This window comes from Bacillus sp. BHET2 (genome assembly GCF_005938125.1).
Classification (GTDB): Bacteria; Bacillota; Bacilli; order Bacillales; family Bacillaceae_B; genus Rossellomorea.
In genome coordinates this window covers 37,037-57,507 of record NZ_VCQN01000003.1, presented here as the reverse complement: position 1 = coordinate 57,507, position 20,471 = coordinate 37,037, and the positions used below count along the sequence as shown (strand labels likewise).

At 42.6% G+C, this 20,471-nt stretch carries 21 protein-coding genes; 4 read left to right on the top strand and 17 right to left on the bottom strand.

Annotated features, from left to right (window positions below; genetic code table 11):
* Positions 1-25: 25 nt before the first annotated feature.
* Together FGG79_RS12985 and FGG79_RS12980 are read right to left on the bottom strand one after the other, a co-directional pair.
* Positions 26-394 (bottom strand): hypothetical protein, encoded by a 369-nt coding sequence (locus tag FGG79_RS12985; protein WP_138778998.1) that lies wholly within the window; start codon positions 392-394, stop codon positions 26-28.
* Positions 394-699 (bottom strand): antibiotic biosynthesis monooxygenase family protein, encoded by a 306-nt coding sequence (locus tag FGG79_RS12980; RefSeq protein ID WP_138778996.1) that lies wholly within the window; start codon positions 697-699, stop codon positions 394-396. Before FGG79_RS12980 ends, FGG79_RS12985 begins: the two co-directional genes overlap by 1 nt.
* Positions 700-896: 197 nt before the next feature.
* Here FGG79_RS12980 and FGG79_RS12975 point away from each other — a divergent pair, with 197 nt between their 5' ends.
* Positions 897-1,247 carry a hypothetical protein gene (locus FGG79_RS12975; RefSeq protein ID WP_138778994.1) on the top strand — a complete coding sequence of 117 codons (351 nt, stop codon included), beginning with the start codon at positions 897-899 and terminating at the stop codon, positions 1,245-1,247.
* 279 nt (positions 1,248-1,526) lie between these two features.
* On the opposite strand, the gene FGG79_RS12970 is transcribed toward FGG79_RS12975, so the two are convergent.
* Positions 1,527-2,441 carry a diacylglycerol kinase gene (locus tag FGG79_RS12970; protein ID WP_138778992.1) on the bottom strand — a complete coding sequence of 305 codons (915 nt, stop codon included), beginning with the start codon at positions 2,439-2,441 and terminating at the stop codon, positions 1,527-1,529.
* Between the two features lie 285 nt (positions 2,442-2,726).
* Between FGG79_RS12970 and FGG79_RS12965 the strand changes: the two genes are divergently transcribed.
* Positions 2,727-3,182: a DUF2269 family protein gene (locus FGG79_RS12965; RefSeq protein WP_138778990.1), complete on the top strand. Its 456-nt coding sequence runs from the start codon at positions 2,727-2,729 to the stop codon at positions 3,180-3,182.
* Between the two features lie 190 nt (positions 3,183-3,372).
* On the opposite strand, the gene FGG79_RS12960 is transcribed toward FGG79_RS12965, so the two are convergent.
* The 6 genes from FGG79_RS12960 to FGG79_RS12940 form a co-directional block, all read right to left on the bottom strand.
* Positions 3,373-4,173 (bottom strand): arylamine N-acetyltransferase, encoded by an 801-nt coding sequence (locus tag FGG79_RS12960; RefSeq protein ID WP_240794273.1) that lies wholly within the window; start codon positions 4,171-4,173, stop codon positions 3,373-3,375.
* 14 nt (positions 4,174-4,187) lie between these two features.
* Positions 4,188-4,967 carry a class I SAM-dependent methyltransferase gene (locus FGG79_RS12955; protein ID WP_138778988.1) on the bottom strand — a complete coding sequence of 260 codons (780 nt, stop codon included), beginning with the start codon at positions 4,965-4,967 and terminating at the stop codon, positions 4,188-4,190.
* A gap of 362 nt (positions 4,968-5,329) precedes the next feature.
* Positions 5,330-5,710, bottom strand: coding sequence for a helix-turn-helix domain-containing protein (locus tag FGG79_RS12950; RefSeq protein ID WP_138778986.1), 381 nt, complete (start codon positions 5,708-5,710; stop codon positions 5,330-5,332).
* Positions 5,711-5,898: 188 nt separating this feature from the next.
* Positions 5,899-6,465: a thioredoxin family protein gene (locus FGG79_RS12945; protein ID WP_138778984.1), complete on the bottom strand. Its 567-nt coding sequence runs from the start codon at positions 6,463-6,465 to the stop codon at positions 5,899-5,901.
* A 416-nt stretch (positions 6,466-6,881) separates the two neighbouring features.
* Positions 6,882-7,046, bottom strand: coding sequence for a hypothetical protein (locus tag FGG79_RS21805; protein ID WP_171050920.1), 165 nt, complete (start codon positions 7,044-7,046; stop codon positions 6,882-6,884).
* A complete protein-coding gene (locus tag FGG79_RS12940) occupies positions 7,012-7,440 on the bottom strand; it encodes a DUF4257 domain-containing protein (protein WP_138778982.1) in 429 nt (142 codons plus the stop codon). Before FGG79_RS12940 ends, FGG79_RS21805 begins: the two co-directional genes overlap by 35 nt.
* A gap of 101 nt (positions 7,441-7,541) precedes the next feature.
* Between FGG79_RS12940 and FGG79_RS21800 the strand changes: the two genes are divergently transcribed.
* Positions 7,542-7,697 carry a hypothetical protein gene (locus tag FGG79_RS21800; protein WP_171050919.1) on the top strand — a complete coding sequence of 52 codons (156 nt, stop codon included), beginning with the start codon at positions 7,542-7,544 and terminating at the stop codon, positions 7,695-7,697.
* A gap of 114 nt (positions 7,698-7,811) precedes the next feature.
* Here the strand turns inward: FGG79_RS21800 and FGG79_RS12935 are convergent, their stop codons facing one another.
* The 4 genes from FGG79_RS12935 to gatC form a co-directional block, all read right to left on the bottom strand.
* Positions 7,812-9,452 carry a M4 family metallopeptidase gene (locus FGG79_RS12935; RefSeq protein WP_138779765.1) on the bottom strand — a complete coding sequence of 547 codons (1,641 nt, stop codon included), beginning with the start codon at positions 9,450-9,452 and terminating at the stop codon, positions 7,812-7,814.
* Positions 9,453-9,749: 297 nt separating this feature from the next.
* Positions 9,750-11,180 carry an Asp-tRNA(Asn)/Glu-tRNA(Gln) amidotransferase subunit GatB gene (gatB, locus tag FGG79_RS12930; protein ID WP_138778980.1) on the bottom strand — a complete coding sequence of 477 codons (1,431 nt, stop codon included), beginning with the start codon at positions 11,178-11,180 and terminating at the stop codon, positions 9,750-9,752.
* Positions 11,181-11,192: 12 nt separating this feature from the next.
* Entirely contained in the window at positions 11,193-12,653 is a 1,461-nt protein-coding gene (gene gatA / locus FGG79_RS12925; protein WP_138778978.1) for an Asp-tRNA(Asn)/Glu-tRNA(Gln) amidotransferase subunit GatA, read from the bottom strand.
* Positions 12,654-12,665: 12 nt separating this feature from the next.
* The gene (gene gatC / locus FGG79_RS12920; protein WP_138778976.1) at positions 12,666-12,956 is read right to left on the bottom strand and encodes an Asp-tRNA(Asn)/Glu-tRNA(Gln) amidotransferase subunit GatC; all 291 of its coding nucleotides are present in this window, start codon (positions 12,954-12,956) and stop codon (positions 12,666-12,668) included.
* A 669-nt stretch (positions 12,957-13,625) separates the two neighbouring features.
* On the opposite strand from gatC, the gene FGG79_RS12910 reads away from it, so the two are divergent.
* Positions 13,626-14,690 carry an AbrB family transcriptional regulator gene (locus tag FGG79_RS12910; RefSeq protein WP_138778972.1) on the top strand — a complete coding sequence of 355 codons (1,065 nt, stop codon included), beginning with the start codon at positions 13,626-13,628 and terminating at the stop codon, positions 14,688-14,690.
* Here FGG79_RS12910 and FGG79_RS12905 read toward each other — a convergent pair.
* The 4 genes from FGG79_RS12905 to FGG79_RS12890 all read right to left on the bottom strand — a co-directional run bounded on the left by FGG79_RS12905 (position 14,687) and on the right by FGG79_RS12890 (position 20,429).
* Entirely contained in the window at positions 14,687-15,130 is a 444-nt protein-coding gene (locus FGG79_RS12905; protein ID WP_138778970.1) for a YueI family protein, read from the bottom strand. The genes FGG79_RS12910 and FGG79_RS12905 overlap by 4 nt on opposite strands.
* A 214-nt stretch (positions 15,131-15,344) precedes the next feature.
* Positions 15,345-16,298: an ornithine carbamoyltransferase gene (gene argF, locus FGG79_RS12900; RefSeq protein WP_138778968.1), complete on the bottom strand. Its 954-nt coding sequence runs from the start codon at positions 16,296-16,298 to the stop codon at positions 15,345-15,347.
* A complete protein-coding gene (locus FGG79_RS12895; RefSeq protein WP_138778965.1) occupies positions 16,295-19,372 on the bottom strand; it encodes a carbamoyl phosphate synthase large subunit in 3,078 nt (1,025 codons plus the stop codon). The genes argF and FGG79_RS12895 overlap by 4 nt, the downstream gene beginning before the upstream one ends.
* Positions 19,365-20,429 carry a carbamoyl phosphate synthase small subunit gene (locus FGG79_RS12890; protein WP_138778963.1) on the bottom strand — a complete coding sequence of 355 codons (1,065 nt, stop codon included), beginning with the start codon at positions 20,427-20,429 and terminating at the stop codon, positions 19,365-19,367. The genes FGG79_RS12895 and FGG79_RS12890 overlap by 8 nt, the downstream gene beginning before the upstream one ends.
* Positions 20,430-20,471: the final 42 nt, after the last annotated feature.

Sequence of the window (20,471 nt, the reverse complement as noted above, 5' to 3'; positions counted from 1 at the left end):
GAACGTGGCTCGATGCTCTTCCGGTTTAGGAGGATATGTTTTCGCTATCTGTTCTTCGAATCGACTCGATGGCTTGATTCAGGTGAGATTTGAAGTCTTCAGTCTTATCAATCTCACTTTCTTCGAGTGATTCGATGATACAAATGAAATTATCAATAAGATGATCCGACTTCATCCCTCTACTGACGAGCACGCTGTTCAACCAGAGGGCATAATCAGAGAAAACCTTCGATTCACCTAGATCGGCAGCAGATTGCAGATAGTTAAAATGATGAATATTATCTTCATAGCATTTCTTTCGTCCGGCATCACCAAATTTTTCATTCAATTCGGGATATCGTTCATACAATTTTACAATGGCTGAATCGATGACACTTTTATACTTATGTTCCATCAGTAAGCCACCACCTTGAAGCGATCGATGGATGGGACGATGGATGCAAGCTCCTGATCCGGGTATTTCTTCTCTAATTCATGAATCCTCTTATAGTCTTCACTTTGCACCCACGTCATAAAGTACTCCTTCGCTTCCCATTCCATGTGAACTGTGATTTCTCCGGGTTTTTTCTCATTTTGCAAAAGAAGGAATCGTTGAAACCCTTCTGCCTCATCTACTAAACCTGACCGGGAATGATAGATTGAAATGACTTCATCCGCCTTTTCATCAGGCACTACAAATGTTGAATGTACGATATACATAAAATTCACCCTCCCAGTGACACTTGTCCGACATACTTTTTATTTACTTTACCACAGCTTTTGAAGCTAAAGGAACACAAAATTTAACAGATTTTTCACTTTTCTTGATCGCTTGTCAAAACTTACCGCGTTTTAGTCGATGAACAAAGGGTAAAATGGTATGTGCAATAATTCTAGAAAAGAGAAGGTAGATAAACATGAACCCAGACTTCTTAGTAAACCTTATCCTGGTAGGAAATGTGTTTCTTGGTGTGTTATTTGCTCTCAAGTCAAGAAGGTGGTGGCTACCCTACATTTTCATTGCTCTCACTTTTTTAACCTTGACCTTTGGATTTGGGATATCCCTCTTATTAAATAAAGAATCCATCCTTGCTTATCTATTTGTATTCGTGGTTGGGCAATTAATTTGGGTTTTTGCCTTTGTAATCGTTGCCCACCTATTGTCGTGGTTTGTCAGGAAGGTTCCTTTCCGTCATAAGCAACAGATTGGCTGGGGATTTTTGATTGGATTCCCCTTGACGTTTAGTGTGTTTCTGCTTGTTCACTGAGTATGATTATTTTTGTGGAATGATGCATAGATTAGATTTTGACTGATATAGTCTGAGAGTGACGCATAAACGGAGATTTTGACGCATATATCCGGGATGTGACGCATAAATTAATATTCTGACGCATATATCCTGAGAGTGACGCATAAACCATTATTCTGACGCATATAACCTGAATGTGACGCATAAACCATTATTCTGACGCATATATCTCTGACTAACCCCTATATAAAAGTCCAAAAAAGGAATGCCATCATCTAGACGGCATTCCTTTTTTCATTATTCAGCTTTATCTTCCGGACGAATCTTATCAAGTGGGACAAAGACTTGAAGATGACGGTAAAGATTTTCGAATTCAGCCGGAAGGACTCCTCCGAGCTCACCGTCTACATTTAGCTGTACCTTCTCTTTTGCTTTGATTTTGATTCGATTGGCTTGAGTATAGATGACGTTTGGATCATTTACGTGCTCGCCACGAACGGCCAATGAGGCAATGCGGATGAATTCAGCCAAATTCGTTTTCTTCAAAATCAATAGGGAAAATAATCCATCATTGATTGAGGCATCAGGAGCCAGTCTCTCAAAGCCTCCTACCGAGTTGGTTAGTCCAATGAGGAAGAGCATGGCTTCCCCTTCAAATAACTTTCCATCGTATTCGATCGATACATCGGTTGGTTTAATGGAAGGAAGCATCTCAATGCCTTTTAAATAATAGGCCAACTGTCCGATCATGGTCTTAAGCTTACTTGGTACCTCATAGGTTAATTCGGTGATTCTACCTCCACCGGCGATGTTAATGAAGTATCGTTCATTCATGCGTCCAATATCGACAGGCAGGGTTTCACCTTTTGTGATCACATTAATGGCCGAGCTGATATCCCTTGGAATGTGAAGAGCCCGGGCGAAGTCGTTCGTGGTCCCCATAGGAACAATGCCAAGTTTCGGTCTGTAGTCCTGCTCGGCTAATCCGTTGACTACTTCATTTAACGTGCCGTCGCCACCTGCAGCGACAACGATATCATACTTACGTTCAACTGCAATTCGTGCAGCCTCAGTCGCATCCCCTTCGCAAATCGTTGCGTGAACAGAGGTTTCATACCCTGCCTTTTCTAACTTGATTAATACTTCCGCAAGATGCTTTTTGAACAGCTCTCGTCCTGAAGTAGGATTGTATATAATTCGTGCTCGTTTCATACCCATCATCCTAACCTGTATTAATTCAAAAAACTCGTCCATATATATTCCATCTTTTAACATCATATACTAATTCATTTTATTCATGCAAAAATCGTTTGGCAGGCTGAGTATTCTAAAGCATCTACCGGTCAATATCATAACTCTTTTCGCTGGAAAAATCTAATGAAATATAAAAATTTGTCAGGTTAACATTCCGCCCTCCCCGCTCTTCGCCATAAAATAAACATAATTAGGCATAAACTTTCGTACTGTTTAAAGATTACTCTACGCGGAGGTGCTCAGATGGATGTATTACTTTTGGTTCATGTACTATCTGCCATCATCGGTATCGGCCCTACATTCTTCGCCCATGTTCTGACCCGCCCCAACATGAGCGTTGAACAATTGAAAGTCATCACGGGTTTATATAAGCGGCTAGAACTATTCCCAAAAATAGGGGGAAGCATAGCCGTTTTAACGGGATTCCTGCTTTTCTATTTAGGGGACTATGGCTCCATTACCCAAGTGTGGATTTTTGGATCGATCACTTTGTATGTTCTCATTCAGTTTATTTTCCTAGGCTTCATTACCCCTGTTTACAAGAATATCAGCGCTTGGATCGCCTTGCCTGAGAATGAATTTCTAACAGGGGCACCCCCTGAAGAAATCCAGCGTCACATGATCATCTTCAATCGCTATTTCTATTTGGTTTCATCACTTGGGGTACTTTTATTCATTTTTATGATAATGAAGCCTTAAATAGAGCAGGACCTTGGGATTAACGGTTGGCGAATAGATGGGAGTCCTGATATGACAATACTATTACGCCGTTATATCGGGACAGGGGACTTCGTGCCATTTGGGGATAAACGAGGAAGGATCTCTAGTATATTAGAAAATTAGCACAACAAAAAAACCATCCAGAATATCAAACCGATATTCTGGATGGTTATGGAAACAACTTAATATTTCGCTGCTGCAGGAATTGAATGGATTCTTCAAGGGATTTCATATCAAAGTGGTAGACTTCCCCAATAATATCTTTCCATTTTTCAAAGTCCTTCATTTGATATTCCCGGATATTCCGATACGTCATGACTTTCAATGTTTGGTTGCGAAGGAAGTAGCACTGGTTGCCCTGGAAGCGTACAGCAGTGATCCTCCTCATCGTGATGTTGTCATCGGAATCCTGATAGGACGCTTCGATATCATCCTCTAACTCTTCTTCCTCCAAAGGAACCCATTCGATTGTTTTTTTCACAAAGGATTTTCCATTCGAACGTCGGTCGACCTCAAATTCCCGGATATCTTTCTGGATAAAGGTGATTTCTTCCCCAAACCCGTGAAGAAGATGCTTCTTTCTAGCCTCAAGCTCAACTGGCTTCATAATTGGAGAGCCATATCCAACATCCACATACAGTTTACGTTTATCAATAGATATCATTAATCCAAGATGGCCAGGGTTCACTCTGACAAATTGGCAGTGGAAACCTAATTCTTTCAATAGTCTCCCAAAGTTAATATTTAATGTAAAGCAAGTCCCTCCCCACCCTTTCAAGTGGAGATTTTCTGCGAAGGTGTGTAACGATGGCACGAACGATTCGCCTTGAGAAAAATAATAAAATTTACTGAATGTCTCATAAGGAATCCTGATTAAGTGTTGCTGAATAAGTCTTTGCAAATAATTTAACGTAGGAGGCTCTATGTTCATATTTAAATAGTTTACATATCTCTTAACTGCTGCTTCCAATCCGATCACTCTTTCTACTTTTTCATCAGGCAGACTGTAAACTGGTGTTGAAGTGAAAACTGGTGGAGAGAATCGTGCCGTTTAGACAGGAAGGTATATAAGGATTGAAGTAATCCTTCTTTCTCTGTATCCTCTATGTGAGCGAGCCATGATAAGGCCCCCACCTGTTCACACCAAGTCTGCAAGCTAAAATCGACCGTATAATTAAATGAATAAAAATCTTTAATCATAAAGTCAGCTTTCTGCCATTCTAACAACCATTCCACCGGAAATCCATTGACTTGATTTTCTGAAGCAGAAGTTGATTCTGCTAGGGTAATCTCTATATTTTCATCTAAAAACGTCATCGTATCCTTGACTACTTCGTGATGCTGAAGGAAGCTAGAATCACTTACGATGAACGTGCCATTTTCCTTTAATATTCGCTTCATTTCACTTATCGCTTTCGGGCGGTCGAATAAATGCCAGCTTCTATGGATCATCGTCACGTCATAGTAATGATCTGGTAGATTCGTTGATTCCGCCGTCCCCGTCAGATACGGAATTTCCAGGTATTGCTTACTCTCCAATGCCTTGGCTGTCTTTCTCAGCTCAATGGAAGGCTCGACACCAATCACCTCAGCTCCACGTTTATGAAGCTTCCTCGTCATAGCACCAGTACCTGAACCGATTTCAGCCACTTTTCTTCCTTCCCACACAATTCCCCGCACCTTTAACGTGTCAAAAAACTGATGTGGAATATCATCACAAGACGCAGCATAACGGGAGGTCTTATTACGAAAATTCACTTCCATTCACTCTCTACCCCTATCATAATGGATTTTCACTCTACTGAACGTTACGATTTCTTGTCTTTTAAACCACAAACCTTCCCATACCTCAAGCCGCTCCTACCTACTACATTCGGTACCCAAAGGCGAATCTCCTTTAGAGGGACGGACCTCAATGTTTATTATATCGTCATAGTTCATTTTCTATTGAATTACAGGTTACTTTAAGAAATTATCCTAATTTGCTTGCTGATAAACCTTGGGGAATATTATATATCTATCATTTTATGAGGGAATTGGAGTAAGAATTGGAGGTCCGTCCCTCACAACAAGACAAAAAAAAAAAAAACGGTCATCAGAGATGACCGTTTGGGCGTGTGGTGTTCTTAGTTGTTTGCTCCAGTTGCGATTCGCTTTACGTTTTGTTCAGCGGTTTTTGCCAAGTCTGGAGTGAATCCGTTTTTCATTCGTTGATTTTCTTCATTAAAGTAGTCTTGAACTTCTTGATCAAATTCTATTTCAATGAGATCACGAATATCCGTGATTCTAAGGGCAATCATAATAGATACAAGATGGGCAACCGTCAACGATTTCTTCTTGAAATTCACGAGTTCATTAATCGTAGCCACTCTTAATCCAGTTAAGCGATGAAGATCGCCTTGTGTCAATCCTCGTTCACGCAAGATCTCTCCCAATTTAATGTGAATTTTATGGGGAAATTTATTTAGCGCCTCTATTACGATAATATTTGTCTTTTGGTGAATCATGATGCTTCAACTCCTCATCCTATACCATATTAACGTGATTTCACCCATTCGTGAACCGGCAAAAAATACCATCATGTAGGGTATTTTTTACCATTCTAATTTCAGCATGGGAATGAGGGCATCATAAAGAGAACAAAAGAAAAAGACTGGGGAATAATTCCCCCAATCCTCCCTTCACGTCTATCAATTTACATCAATATATTTTGAACCAAACTCGTTTTTAAGCTGTCATATACTTCTTGCCATACGACGACGTCTTTCGAATATTGAGAAGTTAAGCGTTGAACCATTTCTTTCTGCCTTTCCGGGAAGAGCTCATGATCCTTAGGGGGGAGCTTGGCACGCTCATCATCGACAATCTTCTTTACCATAGGTGCCCTCGGACCCCAAACCAGCTTTTCATTCCCTTCACGATCAATGAAAATAAAAATCGGAATAGCTCTCGACGTACCGTTTGTTAAATATTGATCCATCAACTCAAGGTTTTCGTCCCGCAATATCATGCGAACGTCCATCCCCGCGGCATCTGCCACTTTCAGCAGGATGGGAATATTCAGCATGGCGTCCCCACACCAATCTTCTGTAATGGCAATCACGCGTAAAGAATGTTCCCCAAGCTTATTCAATACTTCTACGTCTTCTTCAGGAATCATAAAGCCATTCCGGATCGTTTCAGTATTTTCTTTATGGACCTTCATATATTCTATGTATTCTTTAGATGTCATTCCTTTATCAAACCATTGTTCTAAATTCATTATTTCCTCCTCCAGTCATTCACACGGTCAGTGAACACTGCACACTTTACTCGGGAATTCTCTCTCTAGCATATTCATGTTTCCCTCATTCCACAAGTGAAATCTTCTTTCCAATCTATTCAAAAATTTCAATTGTACGATTATGCCTGTAGGAATATAATATAAGAAAAGCATCTTGATGAACAGGTTCTAATGAACTGTAACAGGCGATTCCCGTCCATTAAAAAAAGGAATAGCGCAGCGCTACTCCTCCACCATTTTTCCAGAGGGGGATGGAAACAGGCCAATAAAGAAAGAGATATATTTCTTATACATCTTTCTTTAACAGAAAAAAAGCTGACTCAATTGTCAGTTTCATCCTCGTATTTTTTGGTTATAGTAATTGAATATAGGACGACCCTTTTTATTGAACCACCTTATACATCCTGTGATTTCTCTATTATTTTTGCCACTTTATTATAGTAGTAGTTCAGCTCGACTAGGCTATCTGCCTCCTTCAGTCTCTTTAAGTAGTGATTCGCTTTTTCATAGTCTTCTGGTGGCAGTTCAACCTTGATTCTTTTGTTCTTCCACTTCGCCAACAGGTTTCACCTCATTATGGTTTGGTGATCCTCCCTTAGAGGTCGGTTCGAGCTGATAATGAGATAGCTCTTGAATATAGGATGCTTTGGTGCTTGCTAAATTTTGTTCGATTTTTCGAGTGATAACGGAACTTCCCCCGATTCCTGATAATAAACTAATATAGATCACATACCAGATGGGGACTGTATCAACAACCGGTAATACTGACAAATACCCTGCTAGAATGCCTATGATAATATCCTTTGTTGAACCAAAAAGATAGTGCTTCTCACCTCGATCATCGATAAATTTTCTCGGAAAAGTGAAATGACCATTTTTGAAAACCAGAATATGTCCTAAGCCTCCAATACCACCCATTAACATTGGCAACAAGATCACTTCGAATAAGGACATTCTATCCACCCTCTGGAATCATTTACTATTATTATATATTATTTACAGAAAATTCAGAATAGATAATTGGACACAATTTTGTCCACTAAAGGAGCCCCATTATGAGAAAAATTGTGATGAAAGTCTCGTCAGTCGACAAACTTCGATTCCAAAACTATATGATGCAGTTAAAAAAAGCTGAATCGAAAGTCGAAGCGGATACCTACTATCGTTTAGCCAAACAGATTCTGGAGAAGGCAAAAAGAAAGCAATTGTAAATATATTCAAGACTGAACACACATTCATCCACCGAGACCAAAAAATTCCACACAACGATAAAAAAAAACTGCAAAAAAGAAGAGCCGTTTCAGCCCTTCTCTTCCATTCCTTATTTAGTTGACTCCTACTGCATTATACGCAGCGTTTACACTTGCCACTTCAGAGCTTCCTGCACCATATAAATCTGATGCCGCCTGGACTGCCGCTGAACGAAGCTGACTATAGTTTGAAGAAGGTGTTAAGTATTGTGTCAGCGCACGGTAATAAATCTTCCCGGTCTTAGCATTTCCAATACCCGATACGTTCACTCCATAGTGTGTACCACCTTGACTTAAAAGGTACGCCGCCTTATTTCCGATTCCACTATTGATGTGAACCCCACCGTTGTCCTGTGTTCCTGTGTATCTGACAGAATAGTGATCGGGATCACCGTATTTTGCCGGATTGGACATGGAGCGAAGTGAATCTCCACTCTTATTCGGTGTGTAAATGTCTTCTCCTATTTCCCAATCTGGATTATTATTAGCATCAAACTCTACTAAAGTTCCAAAGATATCTGACATGGATTCATTGATGGCACCTGATTCATTTTGATAAATGAGGTCGGCTGTTGTATCCGTTACGGCGTGTGTCAACTCATGTGCTACAACGTCCAATCCACCTGAAAGGGAAGTGAATGTCGAGCCGTCCCCATCACCGTATACCATTTGCTGACCGTTCCAAAATGCATTATTATAGTTTTTGCCATAATGAACAGTCGATTTAAGTGCACCACCACTTCCATCATAGCTGTTTCGATTATGAGTATTCTTATAATAATCATACGTTTTTCCTGCATAGTAATGAGCATCTACAGCCGCCGCATCATAGCTTGCATTAAATACATTGTCAGTATCTGTCCACAGTGAGCCAGGCAGACGGGTACGATTCTTTCCATCATAAGTGAACACTCCTGCTCCCCTCGTAAGATCCTGAAGATAATAAGTAGAAGAAGAAAGATACGTATTCAATGTTTTCGTATCTCCCAGAACACCCTTACCTGAGCCAACGGCATTCGTTCCTCCTGTTGCCGTGCCACCACCGCCAGGTTTTCCACCTGCTTCATGAATTTCATTTACTTTTCCGAGTATGTCCCCTGTAACAGCATCCACGAAATAATTCCAGTTTCCTGGTTCTGGTGCAAGGAAATTATAGTTTACGAGATACGCATAATGGGATTTCCCATCTTTCACATAAATCACTGAATCTGATTTATGTGCATATTCATAATCCGGCTGACTTCCAATCTGACTGACTAGATCTGTCTCCCCTTTTGCAATGGCCGCTTTTTTCGATATTTTCTTCGATTGTTTCAAGGCTTTGTTGCTATCTAAGTTGGCTACAGGTGCACCGGACAACGCTGTCAGGACACCATCCTTATTCACGTGTGCTGTCAGAACCGCTCCGTAAACAGGTGTCCCCTTATAAACCTGCTGAATACGAAGGTATGTAAATCCTAAATCATCTTTCTGCTTTTCTTTTACTTGGAATGATAGTGTTGCGTCTCCTTTGAACTTGAATGCCTTTTGTTTTTCCATTAAATAATCAAATACGATTGTTTCCGGAGCCTTAGATGATGCCTTTGTTAATTGTCCAGAAATAAATTGCGGCGTCCCCATGTTCGAATTATAATTCACTTTTTCACTCACATTTGATGCTCCAAATGCTTCCGGAGCCAATACCGGACTCATCATTAATCCAGCTGTTAATCCCATTGCAACGACTTTTTTCTTCAATTACAACACCTCTTCGTTATAATTTTCAAATTATTCTAAACATTAAATATACTATAATGCAACTACCAATCATGGGGAACGAGCCTAAAGACCTATATTTCTCATTTTTCTACCTCGGGTTAAATGACCTATACAAAACGAATAAAATTCACTTTATTCAGGAAAACTTGAACTAAAAAGAGGGACGGACCTTGAAATAATTCAAGGTCCGTCCCTCTTTTTTTACAAAAACACCCCTGGAAACAAGTCGTTTCCAGGGGTTATGATGATCGTTTATTAGCGTTTTTTAATTTCTTGAAGCAGTAGTTTGTTTACCAGCGGCGGATTGGCCTGGCCTTTAGTGGCTTTCATGATTTGACCTACAAGGAAGCCTATGGCGCGGTCTTTTCCGTTCTTGAAGTCTTCGATGGATTGTGGATTCGCATCTAGCGTTTCTGTCACAATCTTCAACAAGGCACCTTCATCAGAGATTTGAACAAGACCCTTATCTTTCACGATTTGTTCTGGATCCCCACCGTTTTCCACTAATTCTTTGAACACTTTCTTCGCAATCTTGGAAGAAATCGTTCCTTTTTCGATTAACTGAATCATGCCTGCAAGTCCTTCGGGCGTCAACTTAACATCTTCAAGCTCTTTCTGCTGTGCATTTAAGTAAGCTGAAACCTCACCCATCAGCCAGTTAGACGCAAGCTTCACGTCTGCTCCTGCATCAACCGTTTCCTGGAAGAAATCAGACATTTCCTTCGTCAATGTCAGAACCATGGCATCATATGCAGGCAATCCTAACTCTTCTACATATCGTTTTTTACGCTCATCCGGAAGCTCAGGAATCTCAGCACGGATGCGGTCCATCCACTCTTGATCGATGTGAAGATGTAATAGATCTGGTTCAGGGAAGTAACGGTAATCATCCGATCCTTCTTTTATACGCATAAGGATCGTTTTACCTGTTGATTCATCGAAACGAAGCGTCTCCTGTTGAATCAACCCTCCGGATAATAGAACCTTCTCCTGGCGGACGATTTCATAATCCAATCCTTTTTTAACAAAGTTAAAGGAGTTCAGATTCTTAAGCTCAGCTTTCGTACCGAACTTCTCCTGGCCAATCGGACGAAGGGAAATATTGGCGTCACAACGAAGTGATCCTTCTTCCATCTTACAGTCGGAAACACCTGTGTATTGGATGATGGATTTCAGTTTCTCAAGGTACGCATACGCTTCTTCCGGTGTTCGGATATCCGGCTCAGATACGATTTCAATCAGTGGAGTTCCCTGACGGTTATAGTCGACAAGAGAATAGCCGTCGCCTGAGTGTGTAAGCTTCCCTGCATCTTCTTCAAGGTGAAGACGGGTGATCCCGATACGTTTCTTCTCACCATTTACTTCGATTTCAATCCAGCCATTTTCACCAATCGGCTTATCAAATTGAGAAATTTGGTATGCTTTCGGGTTATCCGGGTAGAAATAGTTTTTACGATCAAACTTCGTATCTGTTGCGATTTCACAATTCAATGCGATTGCTGCTTTCATTCCGAACTCAATGGCACGTTTGTTAACGACTGGAAGTACACCAGGATATCCGAGGTCGATCACGTTCGTATTTGTATTCGGCTCAGCTCCGAAATGGTTTGGTGCCGGAGAGAACATCTTACTGTCCGTTTTTAATTCTACGTGGACTTCTAGTCCGATTACTGGTTCAAAGTTCATTGATTTCACCCCTTACAGTTGTGGTCTTTTTGTATGGAAATCTGTAGCTTGCTCAAATGCATGGGCTACGCGATAAATTGTGCTTTCATCAAAATGCTTTCCGATGATTTGCAGTCCTAGTGGCAATCCAGTTGAAGAGAATCCACAAGGAACAGAAATTCCTGGTACCCCTGCAAGGTTTACTGGAATGGTTAAAATATCATTTGCGTACATCGTTAATGGATCGTCGATTTTTTCTCCAATTTTGAAGGCTGGGGTCGGTGTCGTTGGTCCGATGATAACGTCATATTTCGCAAATACATCTTCAAAGTCTTTCTTAATCAGTGTACGGGCTTGTTGTGCTTTCTTATAATAAGCTTCATAATAACCAGAACTTAAGGCAAACGTTCCGAGCATAATACGACGCTTCACTTCGTCACCAAAGCCTTCTGCACGTGTGTTCTTGTAGAGATCAAGAAGATTCTCTGCATTCTGTGTACGGTAACCGTAACGAACACCATCAAAACGGGCAAGATTGGCAGATGCTTCAGAAGATGATAATAAGTAGTACGTTGAAACGCCGAATTTAGAATGAGGCAGTGAGACCTCTTCCCATGTCGCGCCCATGCCTTCCAGCACTTTCAGTGAAGCAAGCACAGCTTGACGGGCTTCTTCCCCGACACCCTCACCCAAGTATTCTTTCGGCACAGCAATTTTCAAGCCTTTTACATCACCAGTCAGAGCCTCCGCGTAATTCGGAACCTCTACATTTGCTGAAGTAGAATCATTTGGATCAAGTCCAGCGATTGCTTGTAATAAGTAAGCATTGTCTTCAACGTTACGAGTGATCGGTCCGATTTGATCAAGTGATGAAGCAAATGCCACAAGACCGAAACGGGATACGCGTCCGTAAGTTGGTTTTAAACCGACTGTACCTGTGAATGCTGCCGGTTGACGGATCGATCCACCTGTATCAGAACCTAGTGAGAAAGGTACTTCTCCTGCTGCTACTGATGCTGCCGATCCACCTGAAGAGCCACCTGGAACTGTTTCAAGATTCCATGGGTTGCTTGTCTTCTGGAAACCTGAGTTTTCAGTAGATGAACCCATAGCAAACTCATCCATATTCAATTTACCGATCGTAATCGTATCGGCGCTATGTAATTTATTAATAACCGTCGCATTATAAATCGGATTGAAGTCTTCAAGGATTTTACTTGCACAAGTGGTACGAAGTCCTTTTGTGACGATATTATCCTTAATCCCGATCGGCATTCCGAATAACAGCCCTTTGCTTTCATCGGTACCAAGCTTTGAATCCATTTCTTTCGCTTTACTACGGGCATTTTCTTCATCCAGTGTTAAAAATGCTTTTACCTTACCTTCAACCGAATCAATGCGTTTGTATGATTCGTCTACTAGATCTGTAACAGATACTTCTTTCTTATGTAAAAGCTCATGAAGCTCTGATAATTTATGATCAAATAATGACATGAGGTCCCCTCCTTAGTCCAAGATCGATGGAACGCGAACTTGTCCATCTTGTTTGTCTGGTGCGTTCTTCAATACTTCTTCACGTGGTAATCCTTCAACGGATTTATCTTCACGCATAACGTTCTTCATATCCAATACATGACTTGTCGCTTCCACATTTGAAGTATCCAATTCATTCAGCTGCTCGGCAAATCCGATAATCGCATCAAGCTGAGTTGTGAACTTTTTCGCTTCATCCTCTGTGATGGCTAATCGTGCAAGGTGTGCTACATGCTTCACTTGCTCTTCAGAAATTCTAGACATCTTCTTCACCTCCGTATATGTTCGAACACTTACAATACTATTGATAATACCAAAATTCGCTTCATTAAAGCAACTATGATACGTGATAACAATGGTTGTTCACACTTCCATTTATTCTATCACGAAAAAGGTTGCCGGTGTTATTTTGTGAGGGACGGACCTTGGGTGGAGATGAGGATTAAGGAAAGTTGAACGGGAATGGTGAAGTTCTTGAAGCTTTAGACCTGGATCATCAGATTTTTAGTTGAAATTAGATGTTTCCGGACGAAATCCAGCCTTCCGGAGTAGTGTTCTGATTGATTTTGAGATGGTTGAGTGATTTTCAGTGCGAAAAGGGGAGTTTAGCGAAGGGGGGATGGGTTTATGCGTCGGTTTCGGGGGTGATTGCGTCATTTTTTGATTTTATGCGTCATTTCCACCCGTTATTGCGTCACTTTTTCCGTTTATGCGTCATTCTCACACGTTTATGCGTCATTCCCTTTAACAATCGAGAATAAAGGGGAAATGCACGAATCCAGATCCAACCAAGGGATGACAGCGATTGTCGCCGAAGGAAGTAATCTCGATCCGAAGCGCTACCTCAACATTCAATAGTAGCATTCCATTTGCTTCCTCTCTTCCAATTGATTACCTTTAAAGGGAGTACATATATTTGAGAGGATTTTCAATATGCATCGTTTTTTACTCACTTTTGTCGTCGGGGTTATAGGTGGCGGTGTGTTCACCTTCCTTCATCTGCCCCTTTCCTGGCTGCTCGGTTCTATGATTTCCGTCTTTCTTATGAATAAGTGGACGAGGCTCGAGTTAGCATGGCCGGTTTATTTCAGGGACCTCGGCTTAATCATCGTTGGCTATGCCATCGGTCAGTCGTTCAGTCAGAAAACCATGATAGAAATTTTCACTCAGCTGCCCTCAATGCTGACGATGTCGATCACAATCATCGTGTTCAGTATGGTTCTTGCTTATATCACGTCTAAGATGACGGGGGTCGGTCTATCCTCAACCATTACCGGAAGCATACCCGGAGGACTTTCACAGATGGTGGCTCTGGGGGAAGAGATGAAGAATATCGATTTGACAGTTGTGACGATCCTTCAAGTCATACGATTGCTTTCTGTCATCTTTGTTGTACCTTTCCTTGTCTTCAGTCCCTTATTGGCTGGAGGCGGATCCGGCGCAGGTGGTGTCACATCTTCTATACATACCCCATCATTTCAGTGGAGCTTTGTCCTATTTTTCATCATAGCTATCGGATCCGGCATCATGGCTAAGAAAATCCACCTGCCTACCCCGTCATTACTTGGACCGATTCTGGTCATTGGTGGGTTCATGGTGGCTGAATTCCCAATTCCCCATATGCCGGTCCTATTCATTATTCTGGCTCAATTATCCTTGGGCATCTACTTCAGCTTCATGATGAATTTCTCGTCATCCAAACACTTGACGAAATTTATACTGTGGTCTTTATTTACTTCCTTCTGCCTGTTGTTATGTTGCATAGGGCTTAGTTTTCTATTAAGTCGCTGGCATGACATCTCATTTCTTACTGCCTTTATAAGCCTGGCTCCTGGAGGAATGGCCGAAATGGCTTTGGTCGGACAAGCCGTCAACGCAGACCTTTCCATCATTACAGGGTATCATCTGTTCCGGATCTTATTTATTCTGTTTGTCATCCCAGCGATTTTGAAGGGGTTATTTAAACTCTCTTTCTTCCAAAAGGGAAAGCACAATTAGAAAAGCTTATTTTTAATCGACGAAAACAGGCTTTTCTTTTGCTTCGGTTTAAATTCAGAGGTTTTTTCACTTTTTTTCTTAACATAGATTTCTTCTTGATCTATGGCATGATCATATGCGAGAACGAGTCCGACCTCTGTCTCAGTGTCTTTATTCGTTACCATTGAAAATGAGACATGGAACGTATCGGCAAGCTTGATATATTTAGATAAAAAGGTGTAGCTCATATTCCCATTTAATAAAAGCTTTGCATTCGGGTGCTTCTTTAAGCTTTCCTGAACTTCCTTATACACGCCTTTTTCCCTTACCTGACTTTGAGTCAAGGCAATAACGATCCGCTCTCTCAGCGTTCCGAGAAACTTTCTTCTTTCATCAGGTTTTGTTTGTTTCTGCCCGTACATACCATTTTCCAAGTAATCATCAATTGTTGGTCTGTTCAAAAACACTGCACCTCCAAAACGTCTATTCACAGTTTCTCCTATACTATATGTTTACATGTGTTCATTTGGGTCTGTCTCATTTTCTCTTATAGGGTGGCCCTCAAGCAACTAAAAGGGTTCGCTCCGTATTTGAGCGAACCCTTCTGCTTTATAACAAATCAGCTTCCCAGATGGTTCAGAGAACCCATATGAAAGCGACCGCCTTCGTACACGTTTATAAAAATACCAATTGCAAAATCGCCTTTTGAACATGTAATCGGTTTTCTGCTTGCTGAAACACAGCTGAGCACGGACCGTCAATGACGGCTGCTGTCACTTCTTCTTCCCTGTGGGCCGGAAGACAGTGGAGAAATTTCACGTCAGGTGCTGCATGTTCAAGGAGCTGGTCATTCACTTGATATCCATTGAAATCTTCAAGCCGTTTCGCCGCTTCTTCCTCCTGCCCCATGCTTGCCCATACATCGGTATAGACAACGTCAGCACCACTTACCGCTTTAATAGGATTGTAAGTAATGCTAAAGCTACCGCCGCTTACCCCAGCAAGCTCCACGGTCTTTTCAACAAGTTCTTCTGCCGGCTCATAACCTTCTGGACACGCAACAACAACATCCATCCCAAGCTTTGCACAAAGGATCATGAAGGAGTGGGCGACATTGTTTCCGTCACCGATATAGACAACCTTCTCCCCTTTAAACTTTCCTTTCAGTTCAAGGATCGTCAGGACATCCGCCAATGCCTGGCAAGGGTGATACGTATCGCAGAGGCCATTGATTACGGGAACACTGGCGTATTGGGCCAACTGTGTCACCTTCTCAGTCTCGAAGGTGCGGATCATAATCCCATCCACGTAAGAAGAAAGGACCCGTGCCGTATCCGCTATCGATTCTCCTCTTCCCAGTTGAATATCACGGGAATTCAAATAAATGGCGTGTCCTCCCAACTGGAGCATACCCGCTTCAAAAGAGACCCTTGTTCTGGTCGACGACTTTTCAAAAATCATGGCAAGGGTCTTTCCCTCCAGCGCTTTTGAATAAGGGTATTTCTTCAAGTCCTGTGCCAGTGATAAGAGATCATGTATTTCCTCCGTCGTGTAATCTAACCACGTGACAAGATCTCTCCCCTTTAAAGAAACCTTTACCGGTGATGGTGCCGCATGTGAATTGGTCATACTCTGCTCACTCCCTGCATAGATTTTGTTGGGGCTAATGGAATCGGCTGGACATTCTTTGCATCCTTACTTCGAATAAACGCATATAGCGTTTCTGCTTCGGTCAATACCGTAACCCCTGCTTCTAATGCCGTCATTCTTCTTTTCTTCATTTCGTACGATTCTTCGTTGCTGAAATATACACTGGCATTGTTTGTTTCAATCCAATCATGAAACGATGATTCATTGGACGTTTGATATTGCTTTAATTCGTTCCACTCACTATCCACATAGAGAGTACCACCTCTTCCTACTCCCTCATGAACTTCTTCGAACACTTTAAACAAGGCTTCTTCGACGGATGCTCCGAGACATAATCCCTCTCCAGTGGATTTCATGTTGGCGCCGAGTATTTGATCGATTTCCGGCAGGGCATGGGAAGAAAACACAGGGTACTTCACACCGACCACGTCTATTTCTGATGGAGGGGTAAAGAAATCGATGGCTAGCTCCTCGTCACACATGAGATCGGTGGCCATGTCGATCAATGAGAAGGCAAGAATCTTGCTGATGACCGGAACCGTTCTACTTGCTCGCGGATTTACCTCCAATACAAATACATCTTGATCCTGTAACAAGAATTGGATGTTCATGATCCCTCTGTACTGAAGACCCGATACAATCTTCCGGGCATAGTCTTCGATTGTCTTCTTGATGACGTCCGGTAAGGATTCAGAAGGGAAAATGGACATACTGTCACCAGAATGGACTCCTGCTCGTTCAATATGCTCCATCACCCCCGGGACGTACACCTCAATTCCGTCTCCCACAAGATCGATTTCAACTTCCTTCCCTTCTTTAAATTCATCTATTAAGATGGGAAAGTACTCTTCATCCGCTCCCTGTATAAAGGCTTGCATCTCCTCTAACGTTTGTACTTTCACCATCCCTTTGCCACCAATGACATAGGATGGACGGCAGAGGAGAGGAAAGGCTAAGTGGCCTGCCACCTGCAACGCCTCTTCTTTACTGTGACAAATATCTCCTTTCACACGTGGGATCTTTACGTCATCCAGAAATTGATAAAAACGTTCCCGATCTTCTACTCGATCAATGATGTCTGAAGACGTCCCAAGTAATCGGACTCCCCTTTCTTCTAGAACACCAGCCAGATTCAATGCGGTTTGTCCACCAAATTGAACGAGGACCGATTCAATGTTCTCGTGCCCGATAATCGAAAGAACCGACTCTTCCGTAATCGGTTCAAAATACAACCGATCTGCCGTTTCATAATCTGTACTCACGGTTTCAGGGTTATTATTCACCATGATTGTCGTGTATCCGTGCTCCTTCAAGCGTTGAATCGCCTTGACGGCACTGTAGTCAAATTCGACGCCCTGTCCGATTCGAATCGGCCCCGCCCCAATGATTAGAACCTTCTTCTTACCCTGTAGCGGTTGAATTTCATTGTTTCCATAATAAGTGGAATACGCATAGTTGGTGATTGCTTCGAACTCGCCGGCACATGTGTCCACCATTTTATAGGCGGGTTGGATGCCATGATCCGCTCTCATCTTTTGTACGGTTTTTACTGAGTTCCCAGTGAATGCGGCGATGGTATGATCTTCAAATCGACATTCCTTCGCTTCTTTTAACACCAGAGGAGTGAGTGGTGATTCCATAAGCTTTTCTTCCATGGACACAACGTTCTGTAAGATCGATAAGAACAGCCGATCGATCCCTGTTTTTTCGTGAAGATCGTGAATTGAATGTCCCCGTCTTAACAACTCCACCAGTTCAAAGAAGCGGAGATCTGTCGGTGTAGCAATCCTTTTCCCCAGCTCTTCTGTAGCTCCCCCGGCCACCTCACTCTTAATTGTTTCCAGGGGCAGATCCAACGATTGAAGAGCTTTCTGGAATGCCGCCTCTAACGAGCGCTCAATCGCCATCACTTCCCCGGTCGCTTTCATCTTCGTTCCGAGCACCCGGTTCGCTTCAGGGAATTTATCAAACGGCCACCTCGGGAACTTGACGACGACATAATCAAGTGCCGGTTCAAAGCTTGCAAACGTAGTTCGGGTCAATGGGTTGATGATTTCATCCAGGGTTTGACCAACCGCAAGCTTTACGGCAATCTTGGCGATTGGATAACCGGTGGCCTTCGATGCCAAGGCGGAAGATCTGCTCACCCGGGGGTTCACTTCAATCACATAGTACTGGTTACTGTCAGGGTCTAAAGCAAATTGTATATTGCATCCCCCCACTACCTCTAACGCACTGATAATATTAAACGCAGCTGTTCGGAGCATATGAAACTCCTGATCGGTCAACGTTTGGGACGGTGCGACAACAATCGAATCACCCGTATGGACTCCTACAGGGTCGAAATTCTCCATATTACAAACGGAGATACAATTTCCTTTCGAATCTCTCATCACTTCATACTCAATTTCTTTGAACCCGGCGATGCTTTTCTCTACAAGTACTTGATGAATCGGGCTAGCCTTTAGACCAGTTTGAACAAGCTTATTGTATTCCTCCTTGGTAGAGGCAATCCCGCCACCTCTTCCTCCTAGCGTATAGGCGGGACGGACGATAATGGGTAAGGCAATCGTTTCAGAAAAAACGAGCGCTTCCTGAAGATTATGAACGATTGCACTTTCAGCTGTCGGATGGCCTAATGTGTTCATCAAGGTTCGAAATTTCTCTCGATCCTCGCCCTTTTGAATCGAATCCACCGAGGTCCCGAGTAACGTGACCCCATACTTCGTCAGTACCCCTTTTTCATCCAGCCCGACTGCCAAGTTAAGGGCGGTTTGACCACCAAGATTGGCTACCAATCCATGGGGGCGTTCTTTTTCAATAATTGCGGTCAGGGTTTTGATCGTAAGAGGTTCACTATACACTTTGTCAGCATAAGTGGTATCCGTCATGATTGTGGCCGGATTATGATTCACGAGAATCACCTCATACCCTTCTTCCTTCAGGGCCAGGCACCCTTGCGTTCCGGAGTAATCAAATTCAGCCGCCTGCCCGATGATGATGGGTCCTGATCCGATAATCATGATTTTTTGAATACTAGAATTTTTAGGCATACATCTTCTCTCTCCCTGGTTGTGTAATCGTTTGATAGAATTGTTCGAATATCCACGAAGCATCCTCCGGGCCAGGACGGGCTTCTGGGTGGAATTGCACCGATAGGATCGGTTTGTTCCTATGCTGGAGTCCTTCCAGGGAACCGTCATTGACGTTTATAAATCGCGGCTCCAATCCGGTTCCTGCCAAACTATTTCCATCCACAACGTAATTATGATTTTGCGAAGTGATGAATACCTCACCGGATTGTTTATCAATGACGGGGTGGTTCGCTCCTCTATGACCGAATAACAATCGCTCCGTATCTCCGCCGAATGCCAGGGCGATTAATTGATGCCCTAAGCAAATGCCAAGTGTCGGAAGCTTCATCATATTCTCCTTCAGCACTGGTAAGAAATCCACCATGTCTTTCGGATCTCCGGGACCGTTTGAGAGCACAAGTCCATCAACCTTCAACTGATCGAGCACCTCCAATTGGTTATACGGTATGACCGTAACTAGACAACCCATGTTGACCAAACTTGATACGATCGATTTCTTCACTCCGAAATCAACGACCCCTATATGCTTATTCCCACCCCCTAGCTCCCGAATGTGAGAAAGGGCAACCTTTTCAATTTGTCCTGTTCGTTTCATTTGATCGGGGTGAATTTCCGTATGAGCTATACATGCATTTTGGCTACCTGCGTCACGGATCTCCTTCACTACCTCTCTCGTATCCACTCCTGTCATGAGTGGAATCTTCCACTTTTGAAGATAGTCCTTAAGGGAAGACGTGGCATGATAATGGGAGTACAACTCAGGTGAACGAAGCATGATGACCCCTTTTACCTGAGGCTTTTCACTTTCGAAATCGTCTTCATTCACCCCGTACTGACCAATGAGCGGATACGTAAAGACGACGATTTGATCCTTGTAGGATGGGTCGGTCAGGACCTCCTGGTAACCTGTCATTCCCGTGAAAAATACAATTTCACCCTGAACGGGATCGTCTTCCTCCAATGTGACATCACCTATAAAGGTGCTACCATTTTCTAAGCATAAGTAACCGGTCATGAGTTTACCTCCTATAATTGAATATTTAATTGGAACTAAGTA

Coding starts and splice junctions, on each gene's coding strand:
- FGG79_RS12910 (WP_138778972.1), top strand. CDS start 13,626: ATGCATCGTTTTTTACTCACTTTTGTCGTCGGGGTTATAGGTGGCGGT.
- FGG79_RS12965 (WP_138778990.1), top strand. CDS start 2,727: ATGGATGTATTACTTTTGGTTCATGTACTATCTGCCATCATCGGTATC.
- FGG79_RS12890 (WP_138778963.1), bottom strand. CDS start 20,429: ATGACCGGTTACTTATGCTTAGAAAATGGTAGCACCTTTATAGGTGAT.
- FGG79_RS12935 (WP_138779765.1), bottom strand. CDS start 9,452: ATGGGATTAACAGCTGGATTAATGATGAGTCCGGTATTGGCTCCGGAA.
- FGG79_RS12940 (WP_138778982.1), bottom strand. CDS start 7,440: ATGTCCTTATTCGAAGTGATCTTGTTGCCAATGTTAATGGGTGGTATT.
- gatA (WP_138778978.1), bottom strand. CDS start 12,653: ATGTCATTATTTGATCATAAATTATCAGAGCTTCATGAGCTTTTACAT.
- FGG79_RS12950 (WP_138778986.1), bottom strand. CDS start 5,710: ATGATTCACCAAAAGACAAATATTATCGTAATAGAGGCGCTAAATAAA.
- FGG79_RS12985 (WP_138778998.1), bottom strand. CDS start 394: ATGGAACATAAGTATAAAAGTGTCATCGATTCAGCCATTGTAAAATTG.
- gatC (WP_138778976.1), bottom strand. CDS start 12,956: ATGTCTAGAATTTCTGAAGAGCAAGTGAAGCATGTAGCACACCTTGCA.
- FGG79_RS12980 (WP_138778996.1), bottom strand. CDS start 699: ATGTATATCGTACATTCAACATTTGTAGTGCCTGATGAAAAGGCGGAT.
- FGG79_RS12895 (WP_138778965.1), bottom strand. CDS start 19,372: ATGCCTAAAAATTCTAGTATTCAAAAAATCATGATTATCGGATCAGGA.
- FGG79_RS21800 (WP_171050919.1), top strand. CDS start 7,542: ATGAGAAAAATTGTGATGAAAGTCTCGTCAGTCGACAAACTTCGATTC.
- gatB (WP_138778980.1), bottom strand. CDS start 11,180: ATGAACTTTGAACCAGTAATCGGACTAGAAGTCCACGTAGAATTAAAA.
- argF (WP_138778968.1), bottom strand. CDS start 16,298: ATGACCAATTCACATGCGGCACCATCACCGGTAAAGGTTTCTTTAAAG.
- FGG79_RS12945 (WP_138778984.1), bottom strand. CDS start 6,465: ATGAATTTAGAACAATGGTTTGATAAAGGAATGACATCTAAAGAATAC.
- FGG79_RS12970 (WP_138778992.1), bottom strand. CDS start 2,441: ATGAAACGAGCACGAATTATATACAATCCTACTTCAGGACGAGAGCTG.
- FGG79_RS12955 (WP_138778988.1), bottom strand. CDS start 4,967: ATGGAAGTGAATTTTCGTAATAAGACCTCCCGTTATGCTGCGTCTTGT.
- FGG79_RS12975 (WP_138778994.1), top strand. CDS start 897: ATGAACCCAGACTTCTTAGTAAACCTTATCCTGGTAGGAAATGTGTTT.